At 67.3% G+C, this 19,260-nt stretch carries 15 protein-coding genes; 10 read left to right on the top strand and 5 right to left on the bottom strand.

Features of this window, described 5'->3' with window-relative positions; genetic code table 11:
• The first annotated feature begins 3 nt into the window (after window positions 1–3).
• A complete protein-coding gene (ligD, locus tag ShzoTeo12_RS13130; protein WP_318910004.1) occupies window positions 4–2,577 on the top strand; it encodes a DNA ligase D in 2,574 nt (857 codons plus the stop codon).
• 1 nt (window position 2,578) lies between these two features.
• On the opposite strand, the gene ShzoTeo12_RS13125 is transcribed toward ligD, so the two are convergent.
• Entirely contained in the window at window positions 2,579–3,376 is a 798-nt protein-coding gene (locus tag ShzoTeo12_RS13125; protein WP_318910003.1) for a Ku protein, read from the bottom strand.
• Window positions 3,376–3,597 carry a hypothetical protein gene (locus tag ShzoTeo12_RS13120; protein WP_119256487.1) on the bottom strand — a complete coding sequence of 74 codons (222 nt, stop codon included), beginning with the start codon at window positions 3,595–3,597 and terminating at the stop codon, window positions 3,376–3,378. Before ShzoTeo12_RS13120 ends, ShzoTeo12_RS13125 begins: the two co-directional genes overlap by 1 nt.
• Window positions 3,598–3,711: 114 nt before the next feature.
• Here ShzoTeo12_RS13120 and ShzoTeo12_RS13115 point away from each other — a divergent pair, with 114 nt between their 5' ends.
• Both ShzoTeo12_RS13115 and ShzoTeo12_RS13110 read left to right on the top strand, forming a co-directional pair.
• Window positions 3,712–4,011 (top strand): DUF3175 domain-containing protein, encoded by a 300-nt coding sequence (locus tag ShzoTeo12_RS13115; protein WP_318910002.1) that lies wholly within the window; start codon window positions 3,712–3,714, stop codon window positions 4,009–4,011.
• A gap of 6 nt (window positions 4,012–4,017) precedes the next feature.
• A complete protein-coding gene (locus ShzoTeo12_RS13110; protein WP_318910001.1) occupies window positions 4,018–4,533 on the top strand; it encodes a cupin in 516 nt (171 codons plus the stop codon).
• Between the two features lie 54 nt (window positions 4,534–4,587).
• Here the strand turns inward: ShzoTeo12_RS13110 and ShzoTeo12_RS13105 are convergent, their stop codons facing one another.
• The 3 genes from ShzoTeo12_RS13105 to ShzoTeo12_RS13095 all read right to left on the bottom strand — a co-directional run bounded on the left by ShzoTeo12_RS13105 (window position 4,588) and on the right by ShzoTeo12_RS13095 (window position 8,829).
• Complete coding sequence (locus ShzoTeo12_RS13105; protein ID WP_318910000.1) at window positions 4,588–6,072, bottom strand: MDR family MFS transporter; 1,485 nt, start codon at window positions 6,070–6,072, stop codon at window positions 4,588–4,590.
• Between the two features lie 176 nt (window positions 6,073–6,248).
• Window positions 6,249–7,445 (bottom strand): amidohydrolase family protein, encoded by a 1,197-nt coding sequence (locus tag ShzoTeo12_RS13100; protein ID WP_318909999.1) that lies wholly within the window; start codon window positions 7,443–7,445, stop codon window positions 6,249–6,251.
• 16 nt (window positions 7,446–7,461) lie between these two features.
• Entirely contained in the window at window positions 7,462–8,829 is a 1,368-nt protein-coding gene (locus tag ShzoTeo12_RS13095) for an amidohydrolase family protein (protein ID WP_318909998.1), read from the bottom strand.
• Window positions 8,830–8,989: 160 nt separating this feature from the next.
• On the opposite strand from ShzoTeo12_RS13095, the gene ShzoTeo12_RS13090 reads away from it, so the two are divergent.
• From ShzoTeo12_RS13090 to ShzoTeo12_RS13060, 7 genes are all read left to right on the top strand, one after another.
• On the top strand, window positions 8,990–10,564 hold the full coding sequence (locus tag ShzoTeo12_RS13090) for an ABC transporter substrate-binding protein (RefSeq protein ID WP_318909997.1): 1,575 nt from the start codon (window positions 8,990–8,992) through the stop codon (window positions 10,562–10,564).
• Between the two features lie 157 nt (window positions 10,565–10,721).
• Window positions 10,722–11,687 carry an ABC transporter permease gene (locus tag ShzoTeo12_RS13085; protein ID WP_119256493.1) on the top strand — a complete coding sequence of 322 codons (966 nt, stop codon included), beginning with the start codon at window positions 10,722–10,724 and terminating at the stop codon, window positions 11,685–11,687.
• The gene (locus tag ShzoTeo12_RS13080; protein ID WP_318909996.1) at window positions 11,687–12,583 is read left to right on the top strand and encodes an ABC transporter permease; all 897 of its coding nucleotides are present in this window, start codon (window positions 11,687–11,689) and stop codon (window positions 12,581–12,583) included. Before ShzoTeo12_RS13085 ends, ShzoTeo12_RS13080 begins: the two co-directional genes overlap by 1 nt.
• A gap of 1 nt (window position 12,584) precedes the next feature.
• Complete coding sequence (locus tag ShzoTeo12_RS13075; protein ID WP_318909995.1) at window positions 12,585–14,303, top strand: ABC transporter ATP-binding protein; 1,719 nt, start codon at window positions 12,585–12,587, stop codon at window positions 14,301–14,303.
• 17 nt (window positions 14,304–14,320) lie between these two features.
• Complete coding sequence (locus tag ShzoTeo12_RS13070) at window positions 14,321–15,763, top strand: amidohydrolase family protein (protein ID WP_318909994.1); 1,443 nt, start codon at window positions 14,321–14,323, stop codon at window positions 15,761–15,763.
• A gap of 32 nt (window positions 15,764–15,795) precedes the next feature.
• Entirely contained in the window at window positions 15,796–17,274 is a 1,479-nt protein-coding gene (locus tag ShzoTeo12_RS13065; RefSeq protein WP_318909993.1) for an amidohydrolase family protein, read from the top strand.
• 67 nt (window positions 17,275–17,341) lie between these two features.
• Entirely contained in the window at window positions 17,342–19,213 is a 1,872-nt protein-coding gene (locus ShzoTeo12_RS13060; protein WP_318909992.1) for a sigma-54-dependent Fis family transcriptional regulator, read from the top strand.
• The last annotated feature ends 47 nt before the right edge of the window (window positions 19,214–19,260 follow it).

Here is a 19,260-nt window from a genome sequence, read left to right as displayed (position 1 = left end):
CCCATGGCGACGCTGGACGTCTACCGGCAGAAACGCGACTTCACGTCCACCGCCGAGCCGAAGGGCAGGAAAGGCCGCAGGAGCGGCCACAGCTTCGTCATCCAGAAGCACGACGCCACGCGGTTGCATTACGACTTCCGCCTCGAAATGGATGGCGTTCTGAAAAGCTGGGCGGTGACGCGAGGCCCCAGCCTCGTGCCGAGCGAGAAGCGCCTCGCCGTGCATGTGGAGGACCACCCGCTGGAATACGGCGACTTCGAGGGCACGATCCCCAAGGGCGAATATGGCGGCGGCACGGTGATCGTCTGGGATCGCGGCACCTGGACGCCGCTCGGCGACGCCCGCAAGGCCTATGCCAAGGGCCATATGGAATTCGAGCTCGACGGCGAGAAGCTGCACGGCCGCTGGCATCTCGTACGCATGCACGGCAGGCCGGGCGAAAAGCGCGAGAACTGGCTGCTGATCAAGGGCGACGACGAATTCGCGGTGCCCGAGGGCGAGGACGACCTTCTCGAAGAGCGGCCGGAATCGGTGAAGACCGGGCGAGACATCGCCGATGTCGCCGGCGAGGAACCCGGCTGGTCCTCCAGGACCGGACGCATCCGCAAATCGGCCGCCGGAAAGACGGCGAGGGCGAGGGCGAAGAAGACGGAGCCGGCGGCCGAGGAGGCCACGGCCCCCGACCCCGCCGGCCTCAAGGGCGCCCGCAAGGCGAAACTGCCCGACTTCCTGCCCCCGACGCTGGCGACGCTGGCCGCTTCGCCGCCGGTCGGCGAGCGCTGGCTGCACGAGATCAAGTTCGACGGCTACCGGCTGCAGGCCCGCATCGAGGCCGGCCGCATCAAGCTCCTCACCCGCAGCGGGCTCGACTGGACGAAGAAGTTCGGCAAGGCCGTCGTCGCGGCACTCAAGGACCTGCCCGTCGGCACGGCGCTGATCGACGGCGAGCTCGTCGTGGAGAACGGCGCCGGCGCATCGGACTTCTCCGCGCTTCAGGCCGATCTCAGCGAGGGGCGCGACGACCGGTTCGTCTTCTACCTCTTCGACCTTCTCCATCTCGACGGCTACGACCTGACGCGCATGCCGCTGGAGGAGCGAAAATCCCTGCTCGAAAAGCTCGTGCCGGGAACCGGGGGCATCCTGCGCTACAGCCAGCATTTCGACGAGAACGGCGCGCTGGTGCTGAACCACGCCTGCCGCCTCAGCCTCGAAGGCGTCGTCTCGAAACTGCGCGACGCGCCGTACCGGGAAGGCCGCAGCAAGAGCTGGATCAAGTCGAAATGCTCGGCGCGGCAGGAATTCGTCATCGGCGGCTATGTCCCCTCCACCGTCTCGCGCCAGGCGATCGGCTCGCTGGTGCTCGGCGTCTACCGCAACGGCAAGCTGGACCCCGTCGGCCGCGTCGGCACCGGCTTCAGCGCGAGCGTCGCCGCCGATCTCTTCCGGCGGCTGAACCGCATGCGGACGGACGAGAGCCCCTTTTCCCGCAAGCTGACGGCGGAGGAAGCGCGGCAGGCGCGCTATGTGCGGCCGGAACTGGTGGCGGAAGTGGAATTCCGGGCCTGGACGGCCGACGGGCATCTGCGCCATGCTGCCTTCCGGGGCCTGAGGGAAGACAAGCCAGCCACGGAGGTCGTTGCCGAAGTGCCGAAGTCGAAAGCCACCGAAAAAGCCGCGGCCGCCCCTCGGGCCGAAAAGCCGTCGCGCCGCACCGTGCGCCTCACCCATCCCGACCGGGTCTACTGGCCCGCCGAGGGCGTCACCAAGGAAGGGCTTGCGGACTACTACACGGACGTCTGGCGCTATATCGCGCCGCATATCGTCGGCCGGCCGCTCGCCCTCTTGCGCGCGCCGGGCGGCATCGACGGGCAGACCTTCTTCCAGAAGCACGCCTGGAAGGGCATCAACGCCCATGTCATCGAGGTGCAGGACCCGGCAGAGAAGGACGACGAGCCCTATGTCGCCATCGAGGATCTCGACGGCCTGATGGGGCTGGTTCAGGCGGGCACGCTGGAAATCCACCCCTGGGGCTCGACGCTGGCCGACTGGGAACGGCCGGACCGCATCATCATGGACCTCGACCCCGGCGAGGAGGTGACATGGCAGGCCGTCATCGACGCGGCGGAGGAGACCCGCAAGCGCCTCGAAGCGGCGGGCCTTGCGGTCTTCGTGAAGACCTCCGGCGGCAAGGGTCTGCATGTCTGCGCCCCGCTCAAGCCCTCCGCGCGCTGGCCCGCCGTCAAGGCCTTCTGCAAGGGCATCGCCGACGCCATGGCGAAGGACAGCCCCGACAAATACGTCTCCACCATCACCAAGTCGAAACGGCGCGGCAAGATCCTCATCGACTACCTGCGCAACCAGCGCGGCATGACCGCCGTGGCGCCCTATTCCACGCGTGCCCGCCCCGGCGCTGCGGTCTCCATGCCGCTGGCATGGAGCGAGCTCAGCCCCGATATCGGCCCGGCCTATTTCACGGTCGACAACACGCCGACGCGCCTTGCGGCGCTTCGCTCCGATCCGTGGGAGGATTTCAGGAAGGCGGCCAAGCCGCTGCTGAAGGCGAAGGCGGGGGGCTGAGCTACCTGCCCTTGCCTTCCGCCTTGATGCTTTTGCGCAGCGCATCCATGATGTTGACGACATTGCCCGAGGTCGGCGGCGGCGCCTTGGCCTTCGCGGGACGCTTGCGGCCCTTCTTCTTGGCCGCGATGATGTCGAGAAGCCGGTCCTGCACCGGATCGTCCGCCATCTTCGGATCCCAGTCCTTGGTTCGCTCCTTGATGAGCGTCTTCACCAGCGAGAGGGCTTTGGATTCGGGCTTGGCGTCCTTCAGCCCCGCGAAATAATCCTTGTCGTCGCGCACCTCGTCGCCGTAGCGCAGCGTCCAGAGCACGATGCCCTTGCCGCGCGGCTCCAGCATCACCGCCCGTTCGCGGCGATAGAGCACGAGCCGCGATATGCCGACCGTGCCGGTCGCGGCCATGGCCTCGCGGATGACGGAGAACGCTTCCTCGCCCACCGTATCGTTCGGCACGAGATAATGCGGGGAATCGTACCAGATCCATTCGATGCTCTCGCGCGGCACGAAGCTCTCGATATCGATGGTGCGCGTGCTTTCCAGCGCCACCGCCTCGATCTCCTCGTCCTCCAGCATCACATAGTCGTCCTCCCCGCGTGGATAGCCCTTCACCTCGTCGTCCTCGTTCACCGCCTTGCCGGTGACGGCATCGACATAGCGGCTGACGACGGGATTGCCCGTCTTCACGTTCAGCGTCCGGAAGCGGACTTTGTCCTCCGCGGAAATCGCCGGCGACATCGCTACCGGGCAGGTGACGAGCGAGAGCTTGAGATAGCCCTTCCAGAACGAGCGCGGCGCCATCAGCCCTTCCCCCCGATAGGCAGGTGGCGGGACATGGCGAAGCGTTCGGCGAATTCGATATCCTCCTGCGTGACGATGGGAATGGGATCGGACAGGATGGCGAGAAGCGCTTCGCGCGAGATGGAATCCTCCTCCAGCGCCTCCATCAGGGCGCCGCGGGTCTCCCGCTCGGCGCGCAGCAGCGCCGCCAGCGCCAGGATCAGCCTGTCCTTGTTGTCCATGGGTTCGAACCTCCGCAAACGCGCATCGTCTCCTCTAATGCGCCATATCACCTTGGGTTCCCGGAACATTCGGCCGGCGGCGCGGTTCGACTCGCACGGTGAAGGAGAAGGAAGATGACAAAGAAAAGGAAGAAGAAATGGTCGCAGGACGTGACCGAAAACAGCGACGCGCTCGACCTGAAAGACGGCGTCTTCAAACAGCGCAGCGCCAGCAGGATTGCCGAATCCCTGAAGCAGTCCGCCGAACGGAGTGACCGACGCAAATCGAGCCCTTTCCGTTCGGCCATGTCCATGCTCACATTCTATATCAACCGGGCCGGCGACCAGCTCTCGGCGCAGCGGCGCCATACGCTGGAAAAGGCCAAGGACGAATTGCGCAAGGATTTCGGCAAGGCCCCCAAAGGCGGCAAGTGAGGCGACATGAAGCAACCGGAAACGCTGTTCTTCCCCCCGAGCGAATGGGTGCCCAACCATCCCTTCCTGCCGGTGCTGGTCTATCGCGACCTCTTCGGCGGCAAGGAGGAGGATGCGGCCCGCGCCTTCGAAGGGATGTTCCACGACGCGGGCTGGCAGGGGCTCTGGCGCAACGGCGTCTTCTCCTACCAGCACTACCATGTCGGCGCGCATGAAGTTCTCGGCATCGCAGGCGGCAAGGCAGAACTCCTGATCGGCGGGCCGGAGGGCGCCACCGTCGATGTCCGCTCCGGCGATTGCCTTGTACTGCCCGCCGGCACCGGCCACAGGCGGATGTCCGCAAGCGACGATTTCCTGGTGGTCGGCGGCTATCCGCCGGGCCAGCACGCGGATATCGAAACGCAAGCCGCGACGCCCGGCGAACTGAAGATCATCGCCGCCTTGCCGATCCCGGCAAGCGATCCGGTCTACGGCATCGCCGGCCCGCTCCTCTCGCTTTGGCGAGAGGGTGCCACGCGCTAAAGCAATGCCGGCAAAAGTGCGCAGCGGTTTCGCTGGGATTGCTCCAGCGTCGGCCTATTCGACGACCGCGGCTATCTCGCTCTCGGCGCGGCCGCGCAGGGGGCGTTCCGGCATGAGGTGGTAGACGACCAGCGACAGCGCCATGGCAAGGGCGCAGGCGATGAAGATATAGGCGAAGGGCATGGCGGAGGCCGCGCCGGCTGCTGCCGCCTGCACGCCCTCGCCGCCGAGCGGCAGGCCGTTGCCGAGCGCGATGGCGCCCAGCGCCGCGACGCCGAGAGCGCCGCCGAGCGAGCGCAGGAAGGTCAGGAGGCCGGTGGCGACGCCGAGATGCGCCTGGTCGACCGCGTTCTGCACGGAAACCGTGGTGACCGGGAACGTCATGCCGGTGCCGAAGCCGACACCGATGGTCAGCAGTTCCAGTACGACCAGCGACGACCGGCCGGCGACGGCCGCAAGGACGGCAAGGCAGACCAGGCTGAGCACGCCGCCGATAAGGGCGATCCGCTTGTAATGGGTGAAGCGCGGGATCGCCCGGCCGCTTGTCGTGGCGCCGAAGACGGTGCCGAGCAGCAGGCCGAGCATCGCCATGCCCGAGCCGCCGGCCGTCAGCCCGTGGGCCGACTGCACATAGACCGGAAGGTAGACCGAGAGGCCGACATTGGCGGCCTGTACGAGGAAGATGGCGATCGTGCCCCAGCGCACGACGGGATCGGCGAGGACCTCCAGCGAGATCAGCGGCTCGGCGGCATGGCGCAGGCGCAGCGCGAAGAGGGCCCAGAGCACGACCGAGCAGGCGAGGAGCCCGAGGATTTGGGGCGAAAGCCAGGGATAGGTGCTGCCGCCCCAGTTGAGCGCCAGAAGGAGCAGCGAGGTCGCCGCGACGAGGAGCGTCGCGCCCGCCGCGTCGATGCTGTGCGTGCGCGCCACCCGCGGCAGCTTCTTCAGCGGGTTGTTGATGATCGCCAGCGCCACGATGCCGAGCGGAATGTTGATCCAGAAGATCAGCGACCAGTGGAGATGTTCGGCGAAGGTGCCGCCGAGGAGCGGGCCGGCAATGCTGGCGACCGCCCATGTTCCCGAGATCCAGGCGGCGTAGCGGGCGCGCTCGCGCGGCGGCACGAGGTCGCCGATCACCGTCTGCGAGAGCGCGAAGAGGCCGCCGCCGCCGAGGCCCTGCACGGCGCGGCCGACGATCAGGGTCAGCATGTTGGGCGCGAGCGCGCTCACCAGCGAGCCGATAAGGAAGATGACGATGGCGGCGAAGATCGTCGTGCGGCGGCCGTGCACGTCCGAGATCTTTCCGTAGAGCGGCGCCATGGCCGTCGCGGTCAGGAGATAGCCCGTCACCACCCAGGGCAGGTAATCCGCATGGCCGAGCGCGTGGCCGATGGTCGGCATGGCGGGCGCGACGATCGTCTGGTCGAGCGCGGCGAGGAGCATGGAGAGAAGGACGCCGCCGATGATGACGTTCTTTTCCTGCTCCGAAAGGGCGGGAGCCGTTGCCGACGTTCCGTGCGGGTGACGTGCCTCGTTCATGGTGCTGTCCGCTTTGAGATGGCGTATGCAGCCGCCGGTTTCGTGAATCGGGCCGCCGCCGTGCTGGGGAAAACACCGTAAAACATCTTCCGCAGCGGGATGTCCACCTATTTGCGCCCGCCCGGCCGGTGGCGCGGGCGAATGCACGGAAACGTGATCGGCGGCGGCGGGGCGCGTCAGGCGATGTCCGGCAGGTTCGTGGCCGGCTCGCCGTCGCGCACGACGACTTGGCCGCGGCGGATGACGGTGCGCTTGTGCGGCGTCAGGGCCACGGCCTCGGCAAGGGTGCTGGCGGGCACCAGAACGAGGTCGCCATGGTCGCCTTCGGCAAAGCCGTAGCGAGCAAGGCCGATGCCCTCGGCGCCGCCGAAGGTGCAGATGCGCATGGTTTCTGCAAGGTCGGCGTCGTTGGTCATGCCGTTGCGCTGGGCGAGGTACTTCGCCCGCTCCAGCATGTCGCCATTGCCCCACGGTTCCCAGGTGCCCTGGATGCCATCTGAGCCGGAGGCGACGACGAGGCCGCTCTGCCGCATCAGCCGGAGCGGCAGGGCAGGGGCCGAGGGGCTGCCGACCGTCATCACCGCGATGCGCTCGGCCGCCAGTGCCTCGATCAGGGCCTTCTGCCGCGCGGCGTCCAGCATGCCGAGGCAGTAGCCGTGGCTGACCATGACCTTGCCCTGCATGGAAAGCGCGCGCGTGCGCTCGATGATGAGCTCCAGGCAGAAGGCGCCGAGTTCGCCGAGTTCGTGCAGATGGATGTCGATGGGCTTCCCGTGGCGCTCGGCGAGCGAGAAGATCGCATCGAGATGGCGCACCGGATCGCGCTCGATGGTGGCGGGGTCGATGCCGCCGACGATATCGGCGCCGGCCTTCATCGCTTCGTCCATCAGCTCGAAGGTGCCCTCGCGCGGCAGCATGCCGCTCTGCGGGAAGGCGACGATCTGCACATCCACGAGATCGCGCAGCGCCTCGCGGGTTTCCAGCACGCCCTCGATATTGGCGATACCGATTTCCGTGTCGACGTCGACATGGCTGCGGATGTGAAGGACGCCGAGCTTCAGCGTCTGGAGGATCTGCCGGGCGGACTGCCTTCGGGCGTCGATGCCAAGCTCGCGCTTGGCGTTGCGGTCGGCGAGGATGCGGTGGTCGCGGGTCGGGCCGACGCGGTTTTCGAACCAGTCCATGCCGATCAGCGTCTTGTCGAGATGGGTATGTGCCTCGACGAGGCCGGGCAGGGCGATGAAGCCCGCAGCATCGATTTCCCGGGCGGGACGGTCGCCGCCCGCGGCGCTGAAACGCCCGCCGCGGATGAGGAGGTCCACCGGCGCGGCGCCCATCGGGCGGGCGTTGCGGATGAGGATGTCTTCGGTCATGTCCGGTTTCCTTTCTTCACGCGATGCCGGCGCGCCGCATGGCGAGCCGGAAGGCCTTTTCCGCCCGGTCGAGGATGGCGTCCTCGTCCTGACCGACGAGTTTGCGCCCGCGCATCAGGATGCGCCCGCCGACAATGGTCGTGTCCACGTCCGCGCCGTTGGCGAAGCGCGCGAGGCGCTGCACCGGATCGACCGGCGGCCACAGATGCGGCTGGCGCATGTTGACGAGCAGGATGTCGGCGCGCTTGCCCACTTCCAGCGAGCCGATCTCGCTTTCCATGGAGAGGGCGCGGGCGCCCTCGATGGTTGCCATTTCGAGAAGCTCGGACGGCGGCAGCACGGTATCGTCGCGGAAATGGCGGGCGTGGTAGCGGTGCGCCTGGAACATGTTGCGGAACATGTCGAAGGAACGGTCGGGCGCGGCGGCATCGGTACCGAGCGAGACGGTGATGCCTTCCGCCCGCAATTCCGGCGCGGGGCAGCGGCCGGAGACCGACATCAGTGCGCTCGGATTGTGCGCGACCTTGGCGCCGGTGCGCTTCAGAACGGCCCTGTCCGCTTCGGTGAGGTCGACGCAATGGGCAAGCAGCGAGCGGCCGTCGAAGAGGGCCATTTTCTCGTCGGCGGCGGAAATCGAACCGTCGCGGTGGCCGTCCTGGACGAGCAGGACGCCTTTTTCCCGCGCGAGCCGCTGCGCTTTTTTCGAAAGGTCGATTGCCGCGCCGTCCTCCAGCTCCGCCGCATTGAAGACGGGGAGAGACACCGCCAGTTGTATGCGGTCGCTGCGGCCGGCCCAGGCGTCGATCAGCCCGGCGCTAACATCGAGCTGCACATCCGGGGAGACGGCGACATCGTCATGGGCTTCTGCGCGCCAGGTGCGGTATACGCTTGCGGCGGACGGCCTGTTGGGGCCGACGGCGAGCACTTCGCGCACGCCCATGGCAAGGATCGCGGCCAGATGGGCTTCGGCGGCCTCGGGGGCCTCCGTGCGCATGATGTCCGGGCCGCCGCCGAAGAGCAGCGCGGCGGTGGTGGTGCCGCACTGGATGCGCTCGGCTGCCGACAGGGCCGCCTCCGCCGCCCAGAATTCCGGGTCCGTGGCTTCCGCATAGATGCGGCCGGTGGTCGTCATCCAGTCGTCGGAATCGCCGCCGAGGCCCTTGGTCAGCATGTGGCCGGCATGGGCGTGGGTGTCGATCAGGCCGGGCATGATGACCATGCCGGCAGCGTTGATGCGTTCCGCATCCGCCATGCCGTCCGCTGCACCCGCGCCGATCGCGGTTATGCGCCCATCCTCCACCAGCACGTGGCCGCGCTCGAATAGGCGCCGATCGGCATCCATGGTGATGACCACACCGTTCTCGATCAGCAGAGCCTTCGTCATCGAATTTCCTCCCGCAGTGATTGCATGCGAATTGCGCCATGTCATGTGCGCAAGGCCTAATCTTTGTATCTTGATATTGCGCGCATGTTATGTACAGTCATATTGAAAATAATCGTATGCAAATTTTTTGGGAACAAGCATACAAACTTGGGAGATCCTGGTGAAAACCTATCTGAAAACCCTTTTGGCGGGGCTTGCCGTGCTGGCGCCGCTTTCCACCCCCGCCCTTGCCGAAACGCTGCGCTGGTCGGCCTCGGGCGACGTCATCTCCTACGATCCGAACGCCCAGGTCGACAGCTTTACGCAGAGCGTCCAGCACATGGTCTTCGACCCGCTGGTCCGCCGCAACAAGGAGCTGAAGCTCGAGCCGGCGCTTGCCACGTCCTGGGAGATCGTCGAGCCGACCCGCTGGCGCTTCAAGCTGCGCCAGGGCGTGAAGTTCCATGAAGGCCAGCCCTTCAATGCCGACGACGTGGTGGCCACCATCGAGCGCCAGATCGATCCCGGCGCGCGCAACCGCGAGAACCTCTCCGCCGTCACCGGCGTCGAGAAGGTGGACGACTACACGGTCGACCTCATCCTGCGCGGCCCCTATCCGCTGCTGCTCAACGACCTTGCCGCCATTTACATCATGAGCAAGCCGTGGATGGCCGAGCACGACGCGCTGAAGCCGGGCAACACGGCGACCGGCGTCGTCACCTATGCCAGCGCCCACGCCAACGGCACCGGTCCCTTCAAGCTGAAGAGCTACGAGCCGGATTCCCGCTCGGTCTTCGAGGTCAACAAGGACTGGTGGGACAAGCCCGAGCATAACCTGACGGAAGTGGAATTCCGCCCGATCGCCTCCGACGCGACGCGCGTCGCCGCGCTGCTTTCCGGCGAGGTCGACATGATCGCGCCGGTTCCGCTGCAGGATATCGACCGCATCGCCTCCACCGACGGGCTGAAGGTCGTGGAAAACCCCTCGCTGCGCACCATCATGCTGGCGTTGAACTTCAAGAAGGAACTGCATGCCGATCCGGGCGTGCCGAACCCCATGCTGAACGAGAAGGTGCGCCAGGCGCTCTGGCACGCCATCGACCTCAACACGATCCAGAAGCGGCTGATGCGCGGCAAGTCGCGCGTCGCCGGCATGCTCGTCGCCCCGGCCGTCACCGGCCATGACGACGCCATCGACGTGCCGCTGGAATACGATGTCGACAAGGCGAAGGCGCTGATGGCCGAGGCCGGTTATCCGGACGGCTTCAAGACGGGCCTTTCCTGCTCCAACGACCGCTACATCGCCGACGAGCAGATCTGCCTTGCGATCTCCTCCATGTGGGCGAAGATCGGCGTGAAGGTCGACCTCAACGTCGAAAGCAAGACGACCTATTTCCCGCGCATGGACAATGGCGAACTCGACGTCTACCTGCTCGGCTGGGCCTCGCTGCCGGCAATGGACGGCTACAGCGTCCTGCAGGCGCTGCTCGCCACCAATGACGGCACCTATGGCGGCTCCAATCCGAACGGCCTTTCGGACCCGCGCATCGACGCGCTCGCCCGCTCGGCCGCGGTGGAACTCGACGAGGCCAAGCGCATCGACATGCTGAAGGAAGCCTTCCGCATCACCCATGACGAGGCCCTGTTCATTCCGCTGCACCAGCAGCCGGTCGCCTGGGCCATGAGCGACAAGGTCGACATCCCGCAGTTCCCGGACGAATACGTTCGCCCGTGGTTCGCGCAGGTCAAAAAGTAGCGGGTTCTCCCACGGCTGGTCCCGGCAGGCGAAAGCAGGCCGGGACCGATCGGCATCCGGGCTCCATTTTCCGCAGGCGAGAAGCCGGGAGGAAGCGGGAGCGCAACGGCCCGGTTTCCGCCCCCAGGGCATGATCGCTCCCTGAAGGACCATTCCGATGCTCAGACTTCTTTCCGTGAGGCTTCTGCAGGCCATCCTCGTGATGCTCGCCGTGACAGCCGTCGCCTTCGTCATGTTCCGCTTCGTCGGCGATCCCGTCGCCTCCATGGTGCGCGAAGGCGCGACCCAGGCGGAAAAGGACGCCCTGCGCATGGCGCTCGGCCTCGACAAGCCCATCGTCACGCAGTTCCTCGATTTCGTCGGCCAGGTGCTGACCGGCAATCTCGGCACGAGCTTCCGCTACCAGCAGCCGGTCGTCGGCCTCCTGATGAGCCGCCTTCCGGCGACGCTGGAACTCGTCATCGTCGCCACGCTGCTGGCGCTGTGCATCGGCATTCCGCTCGGCGTGCTCTGCGCGCTGAAACCGCATTCCTTCCTCTCGCGCTTCACCCAGTCGGCAACGCTCGTCGGCATCTCCATGCCCACTTTCGTCACCGGCCTGCTGCTGATCCTCGTCTTCGCGGTCAATCTGCGCTGGCTGCCTTCGTCCGGCCGCGGCGACCTCGTCGATCTCGGCTTCTGGCAGACGGGTTTCCTCACCCTATCGGGCCTGAAGTCGCTGATCCTGCCGTCGATCACGCTGGCGCTCTTCCAGCTCACGCTGATCATGCGGCTGGTGCGCTCGGAGATGATCGACGTGCTGTCGTCGGATTATATCCGCTTCGCCTTCGCCCGCGGCCTGCCGCGCGCCTATATCTACGGCCGCCTTGCGCTGCGCAACGCGCTGATGCCGGTCGTCACCGTCACCGGCCTTCAGATCGGCCAGCTCATCGCCTTCGCCATCGTCACCGAGACGGTGTTCCAGTGGCCGGGCATGGGCCTGCTCTTCACCAATGCCGTCGGCTATCCCGACATGCCGGTGCTCGCCGCCTACCTGCTCTTCGTCGGCTTCCTCTTCGTCATGATCAACATGATCGTCGACATTCTCTACACCTTCATCGATCCGCGCCTGAGGACACGATAATGGCCACGCAATCCCTGATGCGCCGGCTTCCGCCGGTTTCCGTGATGATCGCCGGCCTCGTGCTCGCCGTCATGCTCGTGCTCGTCCTCTTCGCGCCGATGATCGCGCCGATGGACCCGCGCGACGTTTCTTCCTACTCGCTCATCGACATGGAGATCCCGCCTTCCTTCATGGACGGCGGCGATCCGCGCTTCCTCCTCGGTACGGACAACCAGGGCCGCGACCTCGTCTCGGTCATCCTGTTCGGCCTGCGCATTTCCGTCGTCATCGGCCTCGGTGCGGTGCTGTTTTCCGCCGCGCTCGGCGTGATCCTCGGCCTTGTCGCCGGCTTCTTCGGCGGCATCGTCGACAGCATCGTCATGCGTATCGCCGACGTGCTCGTCAGCTTCCCGACCATCCTGGTCGCGCTCCTCATCAGCGGCATCGCCCGGGCGCAGTTCAGCGCCGACACGATGCTGACCTGGGCGCCGCTGGTGCTGATCTTCTCCATCGCCGTCAACGAATGGGTGCAATATGCCCGCACGGTGCGCGCCTCGACCATGGTGGAGGTGGCGCGCGACTATGTGCGCGCTGCCAAGGTGATCGGCCTGCCCTCCGGGCGCATCATGGGCCGGCATATCCTGCCGAACGTCATGAGCTCGGTCATGGTCATCGCCACGATCAACCTCGCCGGCGCGATCCTGACGGAGGCGACGCTCTCCTTCCTCGGCGCCGGCATGCCGCCGACCTATCCCTCGCTCGGCACGCTGATCCGCGTCGGCAACCAGTTCCTGTTCTCCGGCCTCTGGTGGATCGCCGTCATGCCGGCGGCGGTGCTCGTCGTCCTCGTGCTCGCCGTCAACGTGATCGGCGACTATCTGCGCGACCGCTTCAACCCGAAACTGATGGCCCGCTGAGATGACCGAAACAAAGCCCCCCGTTCTCGACATCCGCAAGCTGCGCGTCGAATATCCGCTGGCCAACGGCGACACGCTCGTCGCCGTCAAGGACATCGACCTCCTCATCCGCCCGGGCGAGATCCACGCCCTTGTCGGCGAATCCGGCGCCGGCAAGACCACGGTCGGCAATGCGCTGATGGGCCTGTTGCAGGCCCCCGGCAAGATCGCCTCCGGCTCCATCGAGATCGCCGGCAAGCCGATCGACCTGCGCACCGGCCGCACCGAGGGCATCGTGCCCGGCCGCGACGTCGGCGCGATCTTCCAGGACCCGATGACGAGCCTCAACCCGCTCTTCACCGTCGAAAGCCAGCTCTGCGAGGGCATGCTCGCCCATCTGAAGCTTTCCCGCCCGGCGGCGAGGGCGCGTGCTCTGGAATTGATGAAGGCCGTCGGCATTCCCGAGCCGGAGCGCCGGCTCGGCTCCTATCCGCACCAGCTTTCCGGCGGCCAGCGCCAGCGCGTCGTCATCGCGACGGCGCTCGCCTGCAACCCGCAGCTCATCGTCGCCGACGAGCCGACCACGGCGCTCGACGTGTCGGTGCAGGCGCAAATCCTCAAGCTGATCCGCGACCTTGCCGACGAGCGCGGCGTCGGCGTGCTGCTCGTCACGCACAATATGGGCGTCGTCGCCGAGATCGCCGACCGCGTCACCATCATGCAGAACGGCGCGGTGGTGGAGAGCGGTACGGCGCGCGAGGTGCTGACCAATCCGCAGGCGCCCTATGCCCGCACGCTGATCGCCGCCGTGCCGCCGATCGAGCACCGCCTTGAGCGCCTGCCGGTGCCGAGCGAGGAAACGCAGGTGACGCTCGATGCCCGCGCCAGCGTGCGCGGCAAGAGCACGAAGAGCGAAACGGGCAGCAGGGACGACGTCGTCCTCTCCGTTCGTGATCTCGCCGTCGAATATGGCGGGCGTTCGCTCATCCCCGGCCGCAAGGCGTCCGTCTTCAAGGCGGTGAAGGGCGTTTCCTTCGACGTCCGCCGCGGGGAGATCTTCGGCCTCGTCGGCGAATCGGGCTGCGGCAAGACCACCGTCGCCAACACCATCGCCGGCCTCGTCACCCAGAGTTCGGGCAGCATCGACTTCCAGGGCACGGAACTTGGCGCCAGGCGCGAGAAATCCGTCCGGCAATCCTTGCAGATGGTGTTCCAGGATCCCTATTCGGCGCTGAACCCGCGCCTGCGCATCAATTCCGCCATTGCCGAGCCGATCCTGTTCTACAAGCTCGCCTCCAATGCGGAAGAGGCGCGGCAGGATGCAAAGACGCTGCTCGAGGCGGTGGGCCTGCCGGCCGATGCGGGCGGGCGTTTCTCGCACGCCTTCTCCGGCGGCCAGCGCCAGCGCATCGCCATTGCCCGCGCGCTCGGCCCGCGCCCGTCGCTGCTGATCTGCGACGAGCCGACCTCGGCGCTCGACGTCTCGGTGCAGGCGCAGCTCCTCAACCTCCTCAAGGACCTGCGCGACCTTGCCGGCCTTTCCATGCTGTTCATCAGCCACGACCTCGCGGTGATCCGTCAGATGTGCGACCGCATCGCGGTGATGAAGGCGGGCGAGATCGTCGAGCTGGCCGATACGGAGACGCTGTTCACCGCGCCGCAGCACGACTACACCAAGGAGCTGCTGCGGCTCGCGCCCTCGCTCGATCGTATCCTTTCGCGCCAGACGGCCGCGGAGTGACTGAAGGGAGACCCTCCATGGCCGATATCCTCATCAAGAACGGTACCGTCATCGCCATCGATCCGGAGCGCCGGATCATCGCCGACGGGGCGGTGGCCATCACCGGGGACCGCATCGTCGCCGTCGGCCCGACGGCGGAGGTGGAGGCGGCGCATCCTGCCCGCGAGGTCATCGATGCGCGCGGCATGGCGATCATGCCGGGCTTCGTCGACGCCCACGCCCATGCGGGCCATGGCCTGATCAAGACGCTGGGCGGCGGCAAGAGCGATCCGTGGTACCAGGCGTGCCGCGGGGCCTATACGGTCGGCTCCACGCCGGAATTCTGGTTCGCCGAGGCGCAGCTCGCGGCGCTGGAGCGCCTGCGCTTCGGTGTCACCACGGGTGTCTCGCTGCTCGGCGGCGGCGATTCCATCATGCGCACGGACGAGCCGGTCTATGGCGATGCGCATATGGAAGGCGTGCTCGGCATCGGCACGCGCTCGGTGGTCGCCGTCGGCACGACGCGCCCGCCGCATCCGCTGACCTATGCGCGCTGGGAGGGCGAGACGCGGACGGATTATCCGGTTTCCTTCGACCGGCAGTTCGCCACCTGCAAGACCCTCATCGACCGCTGGCACGGCAGCCATGACGGCCGCCTGCACGTCGCCCTGCTGACGCCGACGCTGCATCGCGGTTATCGGGATGCAGCGGGTGCCGAAGAGGCCGTCGCCCAGTCGCGCGCGGTCAAGCAATATGCGGAAGAGCGCGGCCTCGTCTTCACGCAGGACGGCCACACCAAGGGCAGCGTCCGCATCGCGAACGAGATCGGCATTCTCGGCCCGCGCACGCTGCTGTCTCATGCGACCGGACTGGACGAGGAGGAGATCGCGATCTGCGCCAAGACCGGCACGACCATCGTGCACAATCCGAGCGCCGTCGCCGCCATCCTCGCGCGCTGCCCGGTGACGGAGCTTCTGGATGCCGGCGTCACCGTCGTCATCGGCTCGGATGCGACCGCGCCGGACCGTTCGGCGGACATGTTCCGCCACATGCAGCAATGCATGCACTACCACCGCACCCATTTCCACGACCCGAGCTGGCTGCCACCGGGCAAGGCGCTGGAAATGTGCACCATCGATGCCGCCCGCGTGGTCGGCCTCGAAAGCGAGATCGGCTCGCTGGAGCCGGGCAAGAAGGCTGACGTCATCCTCGTCGACCTGCGCCGGCCGCATCTCTATCCCGCCCATATGCCGGAATACCGCGTCACCTATTTCGCCAATGGCAACGACGTGCACACCGTCCTCGTCGGCGGCAGGGTGCTGCTGCGCGACCGCAAGCCGGTCCATGTCGATCAGGACGCGGTGCTGGACGCCGCCCAGCGCGAGGCCGACCTGATGATCGATCGCCTCGGCCTGCGTTATGCGCTGGAGACGCCCCGGATGTTCTGGGGGCACAGCCGCGACCTCGACCTTATCGAATAGTTTGAAATCCGATTGCCAGACTGGATAGATCCATGACCCTTTCCGACCTCGTCCTCGGCCGCCGCCCGGAAGGCCGCACCGCGCTCTCCGCCCGCTGGATCGTCGCCCATGAAAACGGCCGCCACAGGCTTCTGACCGACGGCGAGATCGTCATCGAGGGGCAGGAGGTCGTCTATGTCGGCCCGCGCTTTCCCGGCGAGGTGGCGCGGCGCATCGAACTTGGCGATGCGCTGGTCTCGCCCGGTTTCGTCGATCTCGACGCCCTGTCGGACATCGACACCACAGTCCTGACCATCGACTACGGTCCCGGCTGGGCGACGGGCCGCGTCTGGCCGCGCAGCTATGTCGAGCGCGGCCCCTACGAGATGTACACGCCGGAGCAGCTCGTCTTCCAGAAGCGCTTCGCCTTCGCGCAGCTGCTCCTGAGCGGCGTCACCTCGGCGCTGCCCATCGCCTCGCTGTTCTATCGCGAATGGGCGGAAACGGTCGCCGAGTTCGAGGGTGCGGCGGATGCGGCGGGCGATCTCGGCCTGCGCGTCTGGCTCGGCCCGGCCTATCGTTCGGGCGGCATGGTCTGCGAGGCGCCGGGCCAGCTTGAGCCGGTCTTCGACGAGGCGCGGGGCCTCAAGGGGCTGGAGGACGCCATCGCCTTTGCCGGCCGCATCGCCGGCCGCCACGAGGGGCTGGTGCAGGGCATGCTCGCGCCGGACCGGGTGGAGACCTCGACGCTGGCGCTTCTCCAGCGCACCATGGCGGCTTCCGCCGAGATGAACCTGCCGGTGCGCCTGCATATGGCGCAGGGCAAGATGGAGCGCCAGACCGTCGCCCGTCTGCACGGCACCACCGCGCCGCAATGGATGGCGCGCCACGGCCTCCTCAACGAGCGGCTGATCGCGCCGCATGCGGTGCAGGCCGAGCCGGAGGACCTCGACCTCTATGCGAAGCATGGCGTGACCATCGCCCATTGCCCGCTGGTCTATGCGCGCGGCGGCGAATATCTCAACTCTTTCCGCCGCTGCCGCGATCTCGGCATCCGCATCGGCATGGGCACGGACACGACGCCGCCCGACATGGTGCTGAACATGGCCGTCGCGCTGATGACCGGCCGCATCGCGGCGGGCGAGGCGGGGCTTTCGACGGCGGAGGTCTTCGACGCGGCGACGCTCGGTGGGGCCGATGCGCTCGGCCGCTCGGATATCGGCCGCCTGCAGCCGGGCTCCAAGGCCGACATCGCCATCTTCGACCTCTCGGACCCGCGCTTCGCGCCGACGGTCGACCCGGTGCAATCGTTGATCTTCGGCGCGACCGGCCGGGTGACGCGCGCCGTCTTCGTCGACGGGCGGCTCTCCATGCGCGACGGCGAGGTGGCCGGCATCGACATCAAGGCGGCGCGGAGACAGGCGCAGGCGCAGTTCGACGGGCTGGTCGCCAAATATCCCGAGCGCAGCTGGGGGCATCCTTCCGTCGAGACGATGTTCCCGCCGACCTATCCGCACTGGAAGGCCGACTAAGGACGGATAGCGGGGCGATTGCCGGACGGGCCCTCCTGTGCGACCATGCGCGCGGGAGGATGTCTGGATGGTGTCGACGCTGTCGCACATACGGGAGATCGAACGCGTCGGCATGGGCGCGGTCAGCCCGCGCGATGCGCCCGTCATCCAGTCCTGGCTGCGCTGCCTCAACGACTACAAGCTCGATCCGGCCGTCGCGCAGGAAGCCTATATCGTTCCCGAACTGAAGCTGCGCGAGCACCGCGAGCAGGCCGAGGAGCTGATCCGCATCGGCCGTTCGGGCCTGGAAGCACTGTTCAACCAGGTGGCCGGACAGAACTACGTGCTGCTGCTTTCCGATGCGCGCGGCGTCACGGTCGATTTCATGGGCGACCCGACCTTCGACAACCAGTTGCGCAAGGCGGGGCTCTATCTCGGTTCGGAGTGGTCGGAGAACCGGGCGGGCACCTGCGCGGTCGGGGCCTGCATGGTCTCCGGCGAGCCGGTCATCATCCATCAGGACGACCATTTCGACACCAGCCATATCGGCCTCACCTGCACCGCCGCGCCGGTCTTCGACACGCTGGGCAGCCTGACGGCCGTGCTCGACATCTCGCAGCTCCGCTCGCCGACGGTGAAGACCAGCCAGCAGCTCGCGCTGCATCTCGTCGCCTCCACCGCGCGGCGCATCGAGCTTGCCAATCTCATTACCCGCACCCGCAACGACTGGGTGCTGCGCCTTGCCCGCTCGCCGGAATTCCTCGATGTCGATCCCGATGCCGCCATCGCCCTCGACGGCAGCGGCCGCATCACCGGCCTCACCCATGGCGGCTTCGGCGCGCTCGCCCGTTCGATGAACCTTGCCGGCCTTTCCACCCGCGATTTCCTCGGCCAGCCGATCTCGCAGGTCTTCGACATCGACGTCGACGACCTGCCGCGCTTCATGCGCGGCCGGTCGAACGGCGAGCGGCTGCTTCAGGCGCGCAACGGGCTGGTGCTGTTCGCGAGCGCCGTCGCGCCGGCGGTCAATCTTCGTTCGGCCGTGCCGGCGCAGCCGCGCCTGCCGCGGGCGCTCCGGGACCTCAGCAACGGCGACGCCGCGATGGAGCGGGTGCAGGCGCGCGCGGCAAAGCTCGCGGCGCGCGATATCCCGATCCTCATCCAGGGCGAGACGGGCAGCGGCAAGGAGTTCCTGGCGCGGGCGATCCATGACGGTTGTGGCGGCAGCGGGGCCTTCGTCGCGGTGAATTGCGCGGCGATCCCCGAACACCTCATCGAATCCGAGCTCTTCGGCTATGCGCCGGGCGCCTTCACCGGCGCCAGCCAGAAGGGCAAGCGCGGCCTGATTGAGGAAGCGAGCGGCGGCGCGCTCTTCCTCGACGAGATCGGCGACATGCCGCTTGCCCTGCAAGGCCGACTCCTGCGCGTGCTTTCGGAAAACGAGGTGCAGCCGGTCGGGGCGCTCAAGGCGCGCGCGGTGCGCCTGAGGGTCCTCTCCGCCTCGCATCGCGACCTTGCCGAACTGGTGCGGGAAGGCCGCTTCCGGCAGGACCTCTATTATCGCCTCAACGCGGCGACGCTCAGCCTGCCGGCGCTTCGGCAGCGGCAGGATCTCGGCTGGCTCGTCGACCAGCTTCTCGCCCGCATCGAGAAGGAGAACGGCGCGTCCTACCGGCTCGACAGGGCGGCGCGGGCCGTGCTGCTCGCCCATGACTGGCCGGGCAACCTGCGGGAACTTTCCAATGCGTTGCGCGTGGCGGCGGCGCTGTCTGAGGGCGGCGTCATCGGCACCGACAGCCTGCCGGATCACCTTTTCGCCGAACCGGCCGCCGCCCGGCCCGGCGACGAGGACGCCCTGCGCCAGGCCCTCACGGACTGCGGCAACAATGTTTCCGCGCTCGCCCGCAAGCTCGGCGTCAACCGCTCCACCATCCACCGCCGCCTCAAGCGCCTCAACTGACGCAACGGCTGCAACACCTGTCGCACGCCACCTGTTGCATCCCGCCC

The organism is Shinella zoogloeoides, assembly GCF_033705735.1.
Taxonomy (GTDB): domain Bacteria; phylum Pseudomonadota; class Alphaproteobacteria; order Rhizobiales; family Rhizobiaceae; genus Shinella; species Shinella zoogloeoides_A.
This window is presented reverse-complemented; position numbering and strand designations above follow the sequence as displayed.